General features: G+C 65.0%; 14 protein-coding genes. 9 read left to right on the top strand and 5 right to left on the bottom strand.

Annotated elements, in window-relative coordinates:
- Positions 1 to 92: 92 nt before the first annotated feature.
- Both LB518_RS18300 and LB518_RS18295 read right to left on the bottom strand, forming a co-directional pair.
- Positions 93 to 905 carry an aminoglycoside phosphotransferase family protein gene (locus LB518_RS18300; protein ID WP_224579214.1) on the bottom strand — a complete coding sequence of 271 codons (813 nt, stop codon included), beginning with the start codon at positions 903 to 905 and terminating at the stop codon, positions 93 to 95.
- Between the two features lies 1 nt (position 906).
- On the bottom strand, positions 907 to 2,184 hold the full coding sequence (locus LB518_RS18295) for an MFS transporter (RefSeq protein ID WP_224579213.1): 1,278 nt from the start codon (positions 2,182 to 2,184) through the stop codon (positions 907 to 909).
- A gap of 93 nt (positions 2,185 to 2,277) precedes the next feature.
- On the opposite strand from LB518_RS18295, the gene LB518_RS18290 reads away from it, so the two are divergent.
- Together LB518_RS18290 and LB518_RS18285 are read left to right on the top strand one after the other, a co-directional pair.
- Positions 2,278 to 2,871, top strand: coding sequence for a TetR/AcrR family transcriptional regulator (locus tag LB518_RS18290; RefSeq protein WP_224579211.1), 594 nt, complete (start codon positions 2,278 to 2,280; stop codon positions 2,869 to 2,871).
- Positions 2,872 to 2,915: 44 nt separating this feature from the next.
- The gene (locus LB518_RS18285; RefSeq protein WP_224579209.1) at positions 2,916 to 4,289 is read left to right on the top strand and encodes a glutamate--tRNA ligase; all 1,374 of its coding nucleotides are present in this window, start codon (positions 2,916 to 2,918) and stop codon (positions 4,287 to 4,289) included.
- Here the strand turns inward: LB518_RS18285 and LB518_RS18280 are convergent.
- The gene (locus tag LB518_RS18280) at positions 4,228 to 5,316 is read right to left on the bottom strand and encodes a DUF2865 domain-containing protein (RefSeq protein WP_224579207.1); all 1,089 of its coding nucleotides are present in this window, start codon (positions 5,314 to 5,316) and stop codon (positions 4,228 to 4,230) included. The genes LB518_RS18285 and LB518_RS18280 overlap by 62 nt on opposite strands.
- Positions 5,317 to 5,549: 233 nt before the next feature.
- Here LB518_RS18280 and LB518_RS18275 point away from each other — a divergent pair, with 233 nt between their 5' ends.
- Together LB518_RS18275 and LB518_RS18270 are read left to right on the top strand one after the other, a co-directional pair.
- Positions 5,550 to 6,956, top strand: a complete 1,407-nt coding sequence (locus LB518_RS18275) for an MATE family efflux transporter (RefSeq protein WP_224579205.1) — start codon at positions 5,550 to 5,552, stop codon at positions 6,954 to 6,956.
- Between the two features lie 69 nt (positions 6,957 to 7,025).
- Positions 7,026 to 7,535: a CreA family protein gene (locus LB518_RS18270; protein ID WP_224579203.1), complete on the top strand. Its 510-nt coding sequence runs from the start codon at positions 7,026 to 7,028 to the stop codon at positions 7,533 to 7,535.
- 15 nt (positions 7,536 to 7,550) lie between these two features.
- Here LB518_RS18270 and LB518_RS18265 read toward each other — a convergent pair whose 3' ends face one another.
- Positions 7,551 to 9,191 (bottom strand): peroxidase family protein, encoded by a 1,641-nt coding sequence (locus tag LB518_RS18265; protein WP_224579202.1) that lies wholly within the window; start codon positions 9,189 to 9,191, stop codon positions 7,551 to 7,553.
- 295 nt (positions 9,192 to 9,486) lie between these two features.
- Here LB518_RS18265 and gatB point away from each other — a divergent pair, with 295 nt between their 5' ends.
- From gatB to LB518_RS18245, 4 genes are all read left to right on the top strand, one after another.
- Positions 9,487 to 10,968 (top strand): Asp-tRNA(Asn)/Glu-tRNA(Gln) amidotransferase subunit GatB, encoded by a 1,482-nt coding sequence (gene gatB, locus LB518_RS18260; protein WP_224579200.1) that lies wholly within the window; start codon positions 9,487 to 9,489, stop codon positions 10,966 to 10,968.
- Positions 10,969 to 11,131: 163 nt separating this feature from the next.
- Positions 11,132 to 11,911 carry a FadR/GntR family transcriptional regulator gene (locus LB518_RS18255; RefSeq protein ID WP_224579198.1) on the top strand — a complete coding sequence of 260 codons (780 nt, stop codon included), beginning with the start codon at positions 11,132 to 11,134 and terminating at the stop codon, positions 11,909 to 11,911.
- Between the two features lie 99 nt (positions 11,912 to 12,010).
- Positions 12,011 to 13,012 carry an AraD1 family protein gene (gene araD1, locus LB518_RS18250; protein WP_224579197.1) on the top strand — a complete coding sequence of 334 codons (1,002 nt, stop codon included), beginning with the start codon at positions 12,011 to 12,013 and terminating at the stop codon, positions 13,010 to 13,012.
- A gap of 140 nt (positions 13,013 to 13,152) precedes the next feature.
- Entirely contained in the window at positions 13,153 to 14,589 is a 1,437-nt protein-coding gene (locus LB518_RS18245; protein ID WP_224579196.1) for an aldehyde dehydrogenase family protein, read from the top strand.
- Between the two features lie 89 nt (positions 14,590 to 14,678).
- Here the strand turns inward: LB518_RS18245 and LB518_RS18240 are convergent, their stop codons facing one another.
- Positions 14,679 to 14,894, bottom strand: coding sequence for a hypothetical protein (locus tag LB518_RS18240; protein ID WP_224579195.1), 216 nt, complete (start codon positions 14,892 to 14,894; stop codon positions 14,679 to 14,681).
- Between the two features lie 180 nt (positions 14,895 to 15,074).
- Between LB518_RS18240 and puuE the strand changes: the two genes are divergently transcribed.
- The gene (gene puuE / locus LB518_RS18235) at positions 15,075 to 15,986 is read left to right on the top strand and encodes an allantoinase PuuE (RefSeq protein WP_224579194.1); all 912 of its coding nucleotides are present in this window, start codon (positions 15,075 to 15,077) and stop codon (positions 15,984 to 15,986) included.
- Positions 15,987 to 16,017 lie beyond the last annotated feature (31 nt).

The following is a 16,017-nucleotide window of genomic DNA, read 5'->3' as shown; positions in this document are numbered from 1 at the left end:
CCCGGCGTCATACTGCACACGGAAGAGAACATCACTTGCCTTTCTATTTGTCAACCATGAGTAGGTAAGTTGATTTTACTCAACCAAAGAGATCACCCCGTTAGCTTATCCATCACTTCCGCCGCCTCGATGGCGAGGCGCGGCTCGATCCCGTCCTCGATGCACCATGCGGCGGAAAGGCCGGCATGGGCAAAGGCGAAGCCGATGACGCGCGCCGGATCGAGGCCGAGCGTCTCCGAGACGGTCGCCTGCAGACGCGACGCCCGTTCGGGATCGAGAACGAGCCGGTCGATGCCAGTGGGATTGAGGAAGAGATTGGCGGTGTCGTAGGCGCGCTCGCCATAAACGCCTTTCGGGTCGATGGCGAGCCAGCCGCGCGGGCTGTCGAGCACGTTCTCATGGTGGAGATCGCCGTGCAGGACGAAGGACTCACGCGGTTTCGCCAGGAGGGCGCGCGCCATCGCGGCACAGCGGGCGAGGACCGGATGGACCGGGCCCGCCTCGAACAAGGCACGAAACCGTCGCGTGAGCGACGGCAGCTCTGGGGGCAGTGCCTCGCGGGGCGCATGAAGCTGCGCTGCGACCGTCGCGATGATGCGGATCGCGCCGTCGTCATCGCCTGAAAGCGCCATCTGCGTCAGCGAGTGCGAGCCGACGGCGCGCTCCATGACGACTGCGTCGCCATCCATCTCGATGACGCGCACCGCGCCGTGACCGCCAAACCAGCGGAGCGCTGCAAGGCCCGGACCTTCGTCGCTCGAGGGCTTCAGCAGCTTGAGCATGGCCGGCTGGCCGTCACGGATAACGGGTAGCAGGTTGCTGGTCGGCGTTTCGATCGGCGCGCCATCGGCGACGAGTTGCCAGCGCGCCATCCAGGGCGAGAAGAGCAGGGTAGGCGCCTCCATATCAGGCCGCGCCCGCGACGATGGGCTCCCGCCGCGGCCTTGCGATCAGCAGCGCGAGCGCGGCCGCGATAATGCCGGTGACGCCGGCGATCATGAAGGCATCGAAATAATTGCCCTGTACCGTTCGCATCCAGCCGGCAAAGAAGGCCGCGGAAGCTGCGCCGAGTTGATGGCCGGCGGCGATCCAGCCGAAGACCATCGGTGCCTTGCGGTCGCCGAAGGCTTCGGTGGCGAGGCGGACGGTCGGCGGCACGGTGGCGATCCAGTCGAGGCCATAGAAGACGACGAAGAAGGAGAGACTGTAGAAGGAGAAATCCGAAAAGGGCAGGTAGAACAGCGAGAGGCCGCGCAGGCCGTAATAGGCGAAGAGCAGCTTGCGCGGGTCGACGCGGTCAGTGAGCCAGCCCGATGCTGTGGTGCCGATGAGGTCGAACAACCCCATCATCGCCAGCATGCTCGCGGCCTGGACTTCGGGAATGCCCATATCGGCGCAGAACGAGATCATATGCGTCCCGACGAGGCCGTTGGTCGTAAAGCCGCAGATGAAGAAGGTGGCGAACAGATACCAGAAGGTGCGGGTCCGCGAAGCTTCGACCAGCGCGTTGATGGCATTGCGGAAGGGATTGCCCTGATGCGGCGCGGCCGGCGTTTCGGTGCCGGTGGCGCCATAGGGCAAGACACCGATGGAGCGCGGGCTCTCGGGGACGAGCAGCAGCACGACCGGTATCAGAACCGCCATGAAGATCGAGATCGTCAGCACGATCGCCTGCCAGCCGCCCCATTCGGAGAGCGCGGCGAGACCGGGCAGGAAGATCAGCGTGCCCGTCGCGGTCGAGGCTGAGAAGAGGCCCATCATCAGGCCGCGATTGGTGACGAACCAGCGATTGACGACCGTCGCGCCCATCACCAGCGCGACTGCCCCGGAGCCGATGCCCGAGAGCACGCCCCATGTGGCGATGAACTGCCATGGCTCGGACATCAGCGCGCTGAGCCCGGTCGAGACCGACATCAGCAGGAGCGCACAGACAAGGGTCCGCCGGACGCCGAAGGTCTGCATCAAGGCGGCAGCGAACGGGCCGGCGAGACCATAGAGGAAGATGCCGATGGCGGCGCCGGCTGATATGGTGGCCTTGTCCCAGCCGAACGCCGATTGCAGCGGCAGCATCATGACGCCCGGCGCGGCGCGGAGCCCGGCTGCCGATAGCAGCGCCAGGAAGATCACGGCCGCAACGATGAAGGCATAGTTCGGGCCGAAGGGCCGCCTTGTGATGGATTGCATGAGACTCACCACCGCGATGACAGGGCTTGATGATACGTACCGGTCTGTTACATATCAAAGGGGCGCGTTGTCAATGGGAGACCGCAGCAAGCTATGAACGCGAACACGCCAGATGGTACGGCCAAGCCCCGCGCGGCCGAGCGGATTCTCGATGTCGCGCGCGAACTCTTCTATCGCGATGGCATCCGCGCCGTTGGCGTCGACGAGATCGTGGAGACTGCGGGCGTCTCCAAGCCGAGCCTCTATCGCGCCTTCCCCTCGAAGGACGAACTCGCGGCGGCCTATCTCCGCGACTATGAGATCGGGTTCTGGGATCGGTTCGAGACAGCGCTGGCGCGCCATCCGGGCGATCCGCGCGCCGGCATCGTCGGCTATTTTTCCGGCGTCGGGCAGCGCCAGGCGCGAACCCGCTATCGAGGCTGCGCCCTCACCAATGCCGCGGTCGAGTTTCCCGAGCCGGGCTCGCCGGCGCGTCTCGTCAGCGAGGCCAACAAGCGGATGCTGCGTGATCGCCTGGAGGCGCTCGCGCTCGAGATGGGTGCCGATGATCCGCGCCTGCTCGCCGACGGTCTGTTGATGCTGTTCGAGGGCGCCAACGCGTCCGGCCAGATCTTCGGGGCGGATGGGCCGGTGCGCTCGCTCGCCGCCGTTGCCGATCGCCTGATCGGAGCGAGCCTTTCCGCTTGAGCGCGTGATTGCGCTGCGGCCAGGCGCGGGCTACATCGCCTCGCATGACACAGAACCCCGTCATCGTCCGCTTCGCGCCCTCGCCAACCGGCTTTCTTCACATCGGCAATGCGCGTCCGGCTCTGTTCAACGCCCTGTTCGCGCTGCGCCATGGCGGTCAATTCGTGCTGCGGCTCGACGATACCGATCGGGAGCGCTCGGAAGAACGCTTCGCGGACGCGATCCGGCAGGACACCGCTTGGCTCGGAATCAAGGCGGATCGCTTCGAGCGGCAGTCGAGCCGTATCGCTGCCTATGAGACCGCAGCCGAGGGGCTCAAGCGTTCGGGGCGGCTCTATCCGGCCTATGAGACGGCCGACGAACTCGATCGCCGCCGCAAGCGCCAGATGGCGCGCGGCCTGCCGCCGATCTATGACCGCGCCGCCCTGCGCCTCACCGAAGCCGAGAAGGCTGCCCTCGAGGCCGAGGGCCGCCGGCCGCATTGGCGCTTTCGCCTCGACGATGCATCGCCCCATGTGGCGTGGGACGATCTGGTGCGCGGAGCCGAGAGCGTCGACATCGGCTCGCAGTCCGATCCGGTGCTGATCCGCGGCGACGGGACTTTTCTCTACACGCTGCCTTCAGTCGTCGATGACATCGATTTCGGCATCACGCATATCATTCGCGGCGACGACCACGTCACCAATACCGGCGTGCAGATCCAACTCTTCGAAGCACTTGGCGGGGCGGTGCCGCGCTTTGGCCATATCAACCTTCTGACAACGGCGAGCGGCGAGGGTCTCTCCAAGCGGACCGGCGCGTTGTCGCTCGCCTCGCTGCGCGAAGCGGGCTACGAGCCGATGGCCGTCGCCTCGCTGGCCGTCCTCATCGGTACGTCGGCGCCTGTCGAGCCCGCAGCCGATCTCGAAGCCCTCGCCGGGCTCGTCGACCTCTCGATGATCTCGAAAGGGCCGGCGAAATTCGATCCGGCCGATCTCGACGGGCTCAATGCCCGCCTGCTGCACGCACTGCCCTTCGAAGTGGTCGCGGACCGCCTTGCCGCGCTCGGCATCGCTGGCGGCATGGCGTTCTGGGAGGCGGTGAAGGGCAACCTCGTCCGCCTGCAGGATGCTTCAGACTGGTGGGCTGTCATCACCGGACCGGTCGCGCCGCTGCCGATCACGCCCGAGGATGCCGCCTTCATCGAAGCGGCCGAGGCAGCGCTGCCGCCCGAGCCGTTCGATGCGGGGACCTGGAAAGGCTGGACCGATCAGCTCAAGGCCAGCACGGGACGGAAGGGCAAGGCGCTGTTCCTGCCGCTTCGCCGCGCGCTGACCGGCCTTGATCGTGGACCGGAGCTAGCGGCGCTGCTGCCGCTTATTGGGCGTAGTAATACGATGGCCCGACTCGCCGCACAGCGCTTGCGGCCGGCAGCGTGAGCGTCGCGACGGGGGTGTCGGCGCCGGACTCGCCGGTGTCGGCCTCGCTTTCGCCGCTGGCAAGCGATGGTGCATCCTCGACGAGGGCGGGCCGCGTCGCCGAGGGCGACGTCAACGTGTTCGTGTAGGGGCCGTCGCCAATCGGCGTGTAGTCGCCGGCAACCGGGTCAAGCGCGGCCGGCTTGCCGCAGGCGCAGCTGGGATTGAAGCTGGTGCGATAGGCGAACGCCGTCGGCAGGTCGCTGTAGCGCGACTGGTCGACCGTCGAAAGGGCGCGGCTCGCATCCTGGCCGGGGTTTCGGTAGGCATAGAGCGCGACGTCGGTGCCAGGGCACAGTTGATGGCAGGCCTGCTCGTCAGCTCCGAAGTTCGCTTTCGACGTCGAATAGCTGATCGGGAAATAATAGCCGTCGCAGGACCGCACGCAGAGTGTCCGATAGGTTCCGCGCCCGAATCCACTGTCATAACCGCCGCTATCCGACCTCGAGCTGTCGCGCGTCACGGGCGCCGCCGGCACGACGGCGACGTTCGGCTGCGGCTGGTTGTTGTCGGGATTGAACAGGCGTTCGAGGAAATTGCGCTGCCGCGGCTGGACGACATAGCTCGCATATTGCGGACCGCAATCATTGGCGCCGAGCTGCCGCAGGATCGCATCGCGGTTGCCGGCGGGCGCCTGGCGCATCCCGGCGATCCGGGAACCCCGCTCGAGCTTGGCAAGGTTGGCCTTCATCTTGCCGATCGAGGCGACGAGCGCCCTGCATGCCGGCGAACCGGACTGGTCCCGCGTCAGGAAGGCCGCGCCGAGGCAGCCACCGCGACGGGCCTGGCTTTCAGCCGAGGCAATCGCCTGGCGCTGGCGACTGGCCGCATCGCCGAAAGCTGCCGCGCGGCCGCCACCCTGCGGGGCGGCTGCGAGCTGCGCTTCAAGCGAGCGGCAGACGGTCGACGCCGCCTCGGCGGCTCCGGCAAATCCAAGCAGAACGACCGCCGAGATGGCGACCCGCGAAAGCTTACTCAGAACACACATTATCCGGTCTCTTCGGCGGCTTGGCACTTCATCGACTTGATCAGTCTCTCTTAGCATGGTGGCGGCTCCGGGTCACTCATGCGCAGGCCTCGCCAACAGGAACGTCGCCGAAAACCAATCATTCGTGCCGCGAATGGCAGCGATCACAATGTTTCGATGGTTATTTCGCGGGCATTGTGCCTAATGAGCGCCCAACGGCGCCGCGCGCCGCTTTCGTCATTTCCGAGATCGCCATGCCTGTCCAAACCGCCACTCTCGAGCGGGAGAGCCTGCTTCACCCCTGGATCGTCGAAGCCCGCGCCACGATTTCGCTGTCGCTGCCGCTGATCCTGACCAATCTGGCGCAGACGGTGATCAACGCCACCGACATCGTCTTCATCGGCTGGCTCGGCTCGCGCATGCTGGCTGCCGGTGCGCTCGGCACCAATCTCTATTTTGCGATGCTGATCTTCGGCATCGGCATGATTTCGGCCGTCTCGCCGATGATCGCCAAGAAGCTCGGTGAGCGCCGGCATTCGGTGCGCGCCGTGCGCAACATCGTTCGCCAGGGCTTCTGGCTGGCGCTCGCGATCTCGATCCCCTTCTGGATTCTGCTGTGGCACAGCGAAGCGATCCTGCTCGCGATCGGCCAGGAACCGGAACTGGCGGCCATCGCCGGCCACTATATGCGCGGCCTGCAATGGGCGATGCTGCCCTTCCTCTGCTATCTCGTGCTGCGCTCGTTCGTCGTCGCGCTCGAGCAGCCGTTCTGGTCGCTGGTGATCGGCGTCATCGGGCTGGCAGTCAATGCGCTCGCCGTCTGGTCGCTGGTGTTCGGCAAGTTCGGGTTGCCGGCGCTCGGCATTGTCGGCGCCGGCATCGGCTCGACGATCTCGGCGGTGGCGATGTTTGCCGGTATGGCGGTGGTCTGTGTCGTCCATCCCCGCTTCCGCCGATATCACGTGTTCGGCTATTTCTGGCGGCCGGACCTCGGCGAATTCCTGAAGCTCGCTTCGCTCGGCCTGCCGATCGGCATCGCCGTCGGCCTCGAGGTCACCGTCTTCAACGCGGCTGTGTTCCTGATGGGCCTGATCGGCGCGACCGCCGTCGCGGCGCATGCGATCGCCATTCAGTTTGCCGCGCTTTGCTTCATGGTGCCGCTCGGCTTTTCGCAGGCGGCGACGGTGCGGGTCGGCTATGCCTATGGCGCCGGTGATCGCGACGCGATCCGCCGTGCCGGCTGGACGCCGTTCGCGCTCGGCATCGCCTTCATGTGCTGCACGGCGCTGGTGATCCTCGCCGTTCCCGAAAAGCTCGCCGGAATCTTCCTCGACCGGGGCGATGTCGCGAATGCCGAGGTGGTGCGGCTCACCGTCTCGTTCCTGTTCATCGCCGCGCTGTTCCAGGTGTTCGACGGGGCGCAGGTGATCGCCGGCGGCATGCTGCGGGGCTTGCATGATGCGCGCGTGCCGATGCTCTATGCCCTTCTCGGCTATTGGGGCGTCGGCCTCGGTACAAGCGTGACGCTGGGCTTCGGGTTCGGCTATGGCGGTATCGGCATCTGGATCGGGCTTGCCTGCGGCCTTGCGGCCACCTCGATCATGCTGGTGACCCGGTGGATGCGGCGCGGCCGGCTCCGGCTTGAAGGCATCGCCGCCTGAGCGTTGCCCCTCGCAAGCGAGGGGGCGGCCATCCTATATAGCGTTCGGCCCCTCGCAACGGAGACATCCATGCGCCGCTCGATCGCTGCCGTTCTCGCGCTCTTCGCCGCCTGCGCCTTTGCCGCGCCGGCGCTTGCCGACGGTCCGGATCTCATCTTCAAGGAGTCGACCACCTTCAAATGGGTCACGCCCAACGACAAGATCGCCGTCTACGGCATCGATGATCCTGAAGTCGACGGCGTCGCCTGCCATTTCGCGGCGGCGGAAAAGGGTGGCGTCTCCGGCATGCTCGGCCTCGCCGAGGAGACCTCCGACATTTCCCTCGCCTGCCGGCAGGTCGGCCCGATCTCGTTCAAGGGAAAAATCGGCCAGGGCGACGAGATGTTCCGTCAGCGCCGCTCCTTCTGGTTCAAGAAGATGCAGATCGTCCGCGGCTGCGATCCGAAGCGCAACGTGCTGGTCTATCTCGTCTATTCCGACAAGCTGGTCGACGGCAGCCCGAAGAACTCGATCTCCAGCGTCCCGATCATGCCCTGGGGCACGGCAACCGCGCCCCAGTGCAAGGATTTCATGAACTGAGGCGCGGGCCTTAGCTCAGGCGGTCGCTTGTCCGATCGCGATGTTGACGAGATCGGAAAGCGTGAAGCTTCCGGGCGTTTTCGCCGGAAGCGTCGGCATCCAACCGGGCTCCTGCGATAGGAAGGACTGCCCGTCCGCGAGGATCAGGCCCGCGATCACCTCCGCGACGATTTTGCCGCCAACCGGTCCCAGATGGCTGCCGCCTTCGAGTTCGGCTTCCTTCAGGAGGTAGAACCAGAGCGGTGCATTGCCAGCCAGGATCGGTTTAAACTTAGCGAAAAGCGCCTTCCGCCGAGCGTCCAGGCTTGGCTTGTCGTGAGAGAAGAGAACGTCGTCGGCAATCGGAGCCTGGTTTAGAAAGCGCGCGACCGACTGACCGGAAGGAAGGTCGAAGCGCCACCCGCGCAGGAGATTGAGCACGGAAAGAGCACGGCGCGGTACTGGCTGGCCAACGTGATCCGGCAGGCTGCGCAGAGGGTCGACCAGTTCCGTGTCGATCTTGAAGGAATGCTGCGGCAGGGTAATCCCGTCTGGTGCGAGCACGGGTGCTACGTCCGGCAGGAAGAAGCCCCAGTCGATCACCCAAAAATCCGGCAATTCGCGGAAGCCGTTGAGATTAGCGAGTTCGAGCGCAACGAGTTCGTCAGGCGTCTTCCCGACGGCCGTCAGAGCATTGGCCGCCGAAAAGATCGGAATGCGGAAGAATATTCCGGTGCTACCGTCATTGTCGGTCGGAATAGCCTTCGCATTGCCGGCTGGCCGGGCGCCGACGATATGGTTGAGGGTATAGCTCGACCGGACCTGTGAGTGGCCGTAGCGATACGCGGCGACTGAAAACTCCACGGGAATGAAGGCGTATCGGCCAGACGTCGAGTAGAGATCGAGCTCCGGTGTCTGGCCAGGACCGACAATGATCTGCTCATAGGTCTCGTCGCCAACGATCCTCTTCAGGAAATCATGCAGGACGATCCACTGATAATGCCATCGGACTGTGCGTTGAGCGGCGAGGAATTCGCGCGGGGTGGGATTGCCGCCAGGCGCTATGCGGTCGAGCACGGCGTTGTGGAACCGGATGATCGTAGCGTGAAGCTGCGAGACGATGATGTTCTCATCGTTGCGCTTGTCCCCGATCAGGGCCCTGCGTGGCCTCCCGGCAGCATCGCGATTGCGGGCCAAGTCAAACCCGCCAAGGCCGCCTTGGCGCGAAACTCCGAGCAGGAGATGCGCGCCGTCCTCGTCATAGAGGAATGGCTGATCGTCTGGTCCTGAGCCGTACACCGAATCGAGATCGAGCCGAGGCGTTCGGAAATCCTGAAGCGCATCAGGATCGTTGAACCGATCGAGGGAGGAGGCCGGGTCGAAGGTAAGGTCGTGATCGACGAACTGGCCGAAATAAGTATAGGCGGCCGGGATTGTCGGGTTCTCATCGTTGCTGATCGTGCCGAGCGTCGTGTCGAGCGCTCCGTTGCTGTCACGTTGGGGGTCCTGCAGCATGGACATGCCTAGTTCCGTCAGCGCTGCGACGATATCGCGTTCCTTGTCGCCGAAATCCGCCGGCGGCAGGTCGCGGAACAGGCGACCGAAGCGCTGGTCGCGGATGCTGGAGCGTGGAACGTTGGAAAGGCCGCGAACTGGCGACCCATGACGTGGTGACATGGTAACCCCCCGAGCTAAATGCCTCTGTAGAGGCGGCAATCGGGCGTCGTGATCCTCGCCTCGCGGCGTCCGTCACTGGGTTGCATGGGGAACCATGCAGGCGGGACTGTGAATACTGCAACTATAACAATGTGTGAGTCAAATATACTCGCATAACAGGAAATCCCTCGGCTCGCGTGTTGGTCCGCTCGCCCGCCTCCGCAGGCTTGCCGATGCCGTTCGGCAAGGGAACGCTTGCGAAGCGCCGCCTGAGGTTCTAACCGAAGCTGAACCGAAGACTGCCGGAGCCATATCCATGAACGCCATTGCCCGCCCCGCCGACCCGAAGAAGCTGATCCGTGGCGCGACCGGCGATTGGGAGGTCGTGATCGGCCTTGAAGTCCATGCTCAGGTGCTCTCGAACTCGAAGCTCTTCTCGGGCTCGTCGACGGAATTTGGCGGGGCGCCGAATTCGCATGTCAGCCTTGTCGATGCTGCGATGCCGGGCATGCTGCCGGTCATCAATCGCGAATGCGTCGCGCAGGCGGTCCGTACCGGCCTAGGCCTCAAGGCGGCGATCAACACGCGCAGCGTCTTCGATCGCAAGAACTACTTCTATCCGGACCTGCCGCAGGGCTATCAGATCTCGCAGTACAAGCAGCCGATCGTCGGCGAGGGTGAGATCACCATCGATCTCGATGGTGGCGAGAGCGTCGCCGTCGGCATCGAGCGGCTGCATCTCGAACAGGATGCTGGCAAGTCGCTGCACGACCAGCATCCGACCATGAGCTTCGTCGACCTCAATCGTTCGGGCGTCGCGCTGATGGAGATCGTGTCGAAGCCGGACCTCCGCTCCGCCGACGAGGCCAAGGCCTATCTGACCAAGCTGCGCACTATCATGCGCTATCTCGGCACCTGCGACGGCAACATGGATGAAGGGTCGATGCGCGCCGACGTCAACGTCTCCGTGCGCCGGCCGGGCGAGCCTTTCGGCACACGCTGCGAGATCAAGAACGTCAATTCGATCCGCTTTGTCGGCCAGGCGGTCGATTATGAGGCGCGCCGCCAGATCGCGATCATCGAGGACGGCGGCGTGATCGAGCAGCAGACCCGGCTCTTCGACGCCAACAAGGGCGAGACGCGCTCGATGCGCTCGAAGGAAGAGGCGCATGACTATCGCTACTTCCCGGATCCCGACCTGCTGCCGCTCGTGCTCGATGAGGCCTGGATCGAAGGCCTTGCCGCCGGGCTGCCGGAACTGCCCGATGCCCGCAAGGCGCGCTTCATCGCCGACTACGGCCTCTCGCCCTATGATGCGGGCGTGCTGGTCCTCGAGAAGGATACGGCCGAATTCTACGAAGCCGTCGCCCGGGGCCGTGATGCCAAGGCGGCCGCCAACTGGGTGACGCAGGAACTTGCGGCCCGCTTGAACAAGGACGGGCTCGATATCGCCAGCAGCCCGGTTTCGGCCGGTCAGCTCGGCGCGATCATCGATCTGATCGCCGATGGCACCATCTCGGGCAAGATCGCCAAGGACCTGTTCGAGATTGTCTGGTCCGAGGGCGGGGATCCCAAGGCGATCGTCGAGGCGCGAGGGCTGAAGCAGGTCACGGATACCGGCGCGATCGAGAAGGTGGTCGACGACATCATCGCCGCCAATCCCGACAAGGTCGAGCAGGTCAAGCTGAAGCCGACGCTTGCCGGCTGGTTCGTCGGCCAGATCATGAAGGCATCCGGCGGCAAGGCCAACCCGCAGGCCGTGAACGAAATCCTGAAGCGCAAGCTCGGCCTCGAATAGGCTGGACGGCGCGCCGGCATCCCTCTCGGTGCTGCGTCGTCGCGGACCCGCGTCGGGCTTGCATGCACGGCGGGTTGAGTTTTTCAGTCGCCAAACATACTATGAATGGGCGCGCAGGGTCGTTGGCCCCCGCCAGGCGCGTCCACGGAGGGGCAGACAGAACATGCGCGGCGTCCAGGATACGACGCGCGCTCTCGCAACGACGGGGCGGGAGCGTGTGATCAGCTTGTCCGATCGCGTTGCGGGCGAGATCGGTCGCCGCATCGTTTCCGGCCAGTATCAGCCCGGCGATACGCTCCCGACCGAGCCGCGCGTCCAGGAAGAATTCAAGGTTTCGCGCACGGCCGTCCGGGAGGCCATCCGCCTGCTTTCGGCCAAGGGGCTGACCGTGTCGCGGCCGAAGATCGGCACCAAGGTTCGTCCGCGGGCCGACTGGAACATGCTCGATCCCGATGTGCTGCGCTGGCAGATCGATCCGTTTCCGAGCGACGAGTTCATTCATTCGCTGTTCGAGATGCGCGAGATCATCGAGCCGGCCGCCGCTTCGCGCGCTGCAGAACGCGCCACGCCCGAGGAAATCGAAGCCCTGGCCGAGGCGTTCGAGGGCATTCGCAGCCGGCCGCGTGGCAGCGCCGATCAGATCAAGGCGGATCTCGCGTTCCATATGGTCGTGCTGGAAGCTTCGCATAATCCGTTGCTGCGCTCGGCTGGCAGCATGATCGAATCTGGCCTCGTCATCTCGTTCTCGCTCGGCTGGCGCACGGTGATGGGCGACGACGCGGTGCTGCAGCATCGCGACGTCTATGAGGCCATCCGCGACCGCAATGCCGACGGCGCCTATCTCGCGATGCGACGTCTGTTGCGGAACGCCAAGGGCAACGTATTCGACTCGATCTGGGTCAATCGCCGCAGCGAGGCCGGCGCCGAAACCGAAATCCGCTAGCGAACCGAAATCCTATCCGCCCAGCCGCATCGCGCCGCTGGGCTTTTTGACAATCGAGCCCACCTGAAGGCGTGGCTCAAGCAACTGAAGGAGGAAGCGATGAGGTTGATGCAGATCAGGACCGAGGATGGCGGCCGCGCCGTCGTGGCGACCGTCGGCCCGGCGAAGAACGAGCGGTCCTACATCGTTCCGGGCTATGTCACCGTCTACGATCTGGCGCGCGCCGCCATCGCCGCCAAGAGCGGGATCGTGTCGCTGGTCGAAGCGGCCGGCGAGGGCGCTGCCGTCGACCGTGCGGCGCTGCTGGCATCAGGCCGCGTTCTCGCGCCGATCGATCACCCGGACGAGGCGCATCTCCTCATCACCGGCACGGGCCTGACGCATCTCGGCTCGGCCTCGGCGCGCGACGCCATGCACAAGACGGCGGCAGTGGCCGAAGAGACGCTGACCGACTCGATGAAGATGTTCCGCATGGGCATCGAGGGCGGCAAGCCTGCCGCCGGCAAGGTCGGCGTGCAGCCGGAATGGTTCTTCAAGGGCGACGGTGCACTCCTAGTCGGCCCGGGCGAGCCGCTGACGGCGCCGTCCTTCGCCCAGGATGGCGGCGAGGAGCCGGAAGTTGCCGGCATCTACATCATCAGCGATGACGGCTTGCCGTTCCGCATCGGCTTTGCGCTCGCGAATGAGTTTTCCGATCATGTGATGGAGCGGGTGAACTATCTTTATCTGGCCCATTCCAAGCTCCGCGAATGCGCGGTCGGACCGGAACTGCTGGTCGGCCCGCTGCCGGACGACGTGCGCGGCCGCTCGCGCATCCTGCGCGGCGGCGAGGTGATCTTCGACGAGCCCTTCCTTTCGGGCGAGGCGAACATGTCGCACACGCTGGAAAACCTCGAGCATCATCACTTCAAGTACGATTTCTTCCGCCGTCCCGGGCAGCTTCACGTCCACACTTATGGAACGGCGACGCTGTCGGTCGCGTTCGGTATCAAGACCGAGCCGGGCGACGTGTTCGAGATCGAGTCCGAGGCTTTCGGGCTGCCGCTGCGCAATGCGCTTGCCTTCGCCCCCGAGGAAACGGTGGCGGTGACCGCCCTCTGAATCGGCGGGCGGTCGCGTCGATGGTTGGCCCGGCCGGCCCGGCGCGCTAGAACGAACGCCAACGCGATCCAGCTCATCCCTTGCGAAGCCATCCCGTTCGGCGGGACGGCTTCGCTCCCCATGAAACATTCGAGGATGCGATGACCGAACTGCACAAGAATTATATCGGCGGCGAATGGGTCGCCGGCGATGCGCGCCCCAACATCAATCCCTCCAACACCAATGAAGTCGTCGGCGAGTTTGCGCAGGGCACCGCGGCCGATGCGGTCGCGGCGATCGAGGCCGCTCAGCTGGCTTTCAAGACCTGGTCCCAGTCGGGCATCCAGCAGCGCCACGACATCCTGAAGGCGACCGGCGACGAAATCCTCGCCCGCAAGGAAGAGATCGGCCGCCTGCTGTCGCGCGAGGAAGGCAAGACGCTGCCCGAGGGCATCGGCGAGACCATGCGCGCCGCGCAGATCTTCCACTTCTTCGCCGGTGAAACGCTGCGCCTCGCGGGCGAGATCCTGCCGAGCGTGCGTCCGGGCATCGACGTTTCCATCACCCGCGAGCCGGTCGGCGTCGTCGGCCTGATCACGCCGTGGAATTTCCCGATCGCCATTCCGGCGTGGAAGATTGCGCCGGCGCTCGCCTACGGCAATACCGTGGTGATCAAGCCGGCCGATCTGGTTCCGGGCTGCACCTGGACCATCGTCGACATCCTCGTCCGCAACGGTCTGCCGAAGGGCGTCATCAATCTCGTGATGGGACGCGGCTCGGTCGTCGGCCAGGCGATCCTCGAATCGCCGAAGGTCAACGCGCTTTCCTTCACCGGCTCGGTCGGAACCGGCAAGAAGGTCGCCGAGGCCTCGATCGCCGTGATGCGCAAGTTCCAGCTCGAAATGGGCGGCAAGAACCCGACCATCGTGCTCGATGACGCCGACCTCAAGGTCGCGGTCGAATCGACCGTCAACAGCGCCTTCTTCTCGACCGGCCAGCGCTGCACGGCGTCCTCGCGCCTCATCGTCACCGAGAAGATCCACGACCAGTATGTGGAGGCGATGGCCAAGCGCATGAAGGATCTCGTCGTCGACGACGCGATCAAGCAGGGCACGCATATCGGCCCGGTCGTTGACCAGAGCCAGCTTGACCAGGACGAGCGTTACATCCAGATCGCCAAGGATGAGGGCGGCACGCTCGCCGTCGGCGGCAACCGGATCGAGCGCGACAATCCCGGCTTCTTCCTAGAGCCGACGCTCTTCACCGGTACCACGCCGGAGATGCGCATCAACAAGGAAGAAGTGTTCGGCCCGGTCGCCAGCGTCATCAAGGTCAAGGATTACGAGGAAGCGCTCGCGGTCGCCAACGATACGCCGTTCGGCCTTTCGGCCGGCATCGTGACGACCAGCCTCAAGCACGCCTCGCACTTCAAGCGCAATGCCGAGGCCGGCATGGTGATGGTCAACCTGCCGACGGCGGGCGTCGATTATCACGTGCCGTTCGGCGGGCGGAAGGGTTCGAGCTACGGCCCGCGCGAGCAGGGCAAGTATGCGGTCGAGTTCTTCACGACCGTCAAGACGGCCTACACGCAGCCGTAGAGAGCATTTGGGGCGGTCCGTTGCGGCCGCCCCTCACACATGGAGTTCGGTCGACGCCGCAGGGCGCCGATCGAGGAATTTCGGTGAGGTCAGTCGCGGATGCCGGCGACGGCCATGGCGCGCTCGCCGAATGACGAGTCAGGGAAGGCGTCGCGCATGGCGCGCAGTGCTTCCGCGCCGCTCGATGGCGCCATCAGGGTGAGCACGCGGCGCATCTGGGCGATCTGCAGATCGAGCGCGGCGACGAAACGAGGATCGTCGGCGGCCAGTGTTTCGGCCTCAAACTCGCGCGGGGCATGCTGCATCTGCCGTCTCCCTCGTCGCGGGTTGAGCCGCGGTTCTCATCCCCTTAAATTTGCGCGTCGAAGGTTAACCACTCGTAAAGCGCGGCGTCCCGGAGCAGGTTCGCCGACGCGGACCGCCTTGCGGCGGACGGCCTGCTCTGGTCCACTCCGGGTCAATCCGATCTCGACAGCGAGCGCCTCATGACGACACCCACTCCGCGCGATCTCATCGGCTATGGCCGCAACCCGCCCGATCCGAAATGGCCGGGCGGCGCCAATATCGCGGTGCAGTTCGTCGTCAATTACGAGGAAGGCGGCGAGAGCTCGATCCTTGATGGCGACAAGGCTTCGGAATCGCTGCTGTCGGAGATCGTCGGCGCGCAGCCCTGGCCCGGCCAGCGCAACCTCAATATGGAATCGATCTACGAGTACGGTTCGCGAGCCGGCTTCTGGCGGCTGTGGCGGCTGTTCTCAAGCCGCGGCATCCCGGTCACCTGCTATGGCGTGACGCTCGCCATGGCGCGTAATCCCGAAGCGGTCGCGGCGATGAAGGAGGCGGATTGGGAATTGGCGAGCCACGGTCTCCGCTGGCTCGAATACAAGGATTTCCCGGAGGCCGAGGAACGTCGGCATATCCATGATGCCATCCGCATCCATACCGAGATCACCGGCTCGCGGCCGCTCGGCTTCTATCAGGGCAAGCCATCGGACAACACGCTGCGGCTGCTGATGGAGGAGGGCGGCTTCCTCTATACGTCCGACAATTATTCGGACGATCTGCCGTTCTGGGTCGCCGGGCCGCACGGGCCGCATCTGATCATCCCCTATACGCTCGACACCAACGACATGCGCTTCGCGACGCCGCAAGGGTTCAATTCCGGCGACCAGTTTTTCACCTATCTCAAGGATGCGTTCGACGCGCTCTATGAGGAAGGCGAGCAGGGCGCGCCGAAGATGCTGAGCGTCGGTCTCCATTGCCGGCTGGTCGGCCGACCGGCGCGCGCACAGGCGCTCGCCCGCTTCGTTGACTATGTCGCGTCAAAGGAGAAGGTCTGGATCCCGCGGCGCATCGACGTCGCCTGGCACTGGCACGCGCATCACAAGCCGGCCTGAGCGGCGCGCCTCGGTCCAGGGAGGCGCATCA

The sequence above is a fragment of the Mesorhizobium sp. BR1-1-16 genome (assembly GCF_020165495.1).
Lineage (GTDB): Bacteria > Pseudomonadota > Alphaproteobacteria > Rhizobiales > Kaistiaceae > Kaistia.
This window is presented reverse-complemented; position numbering and strand designations above follow the sequence as displayed.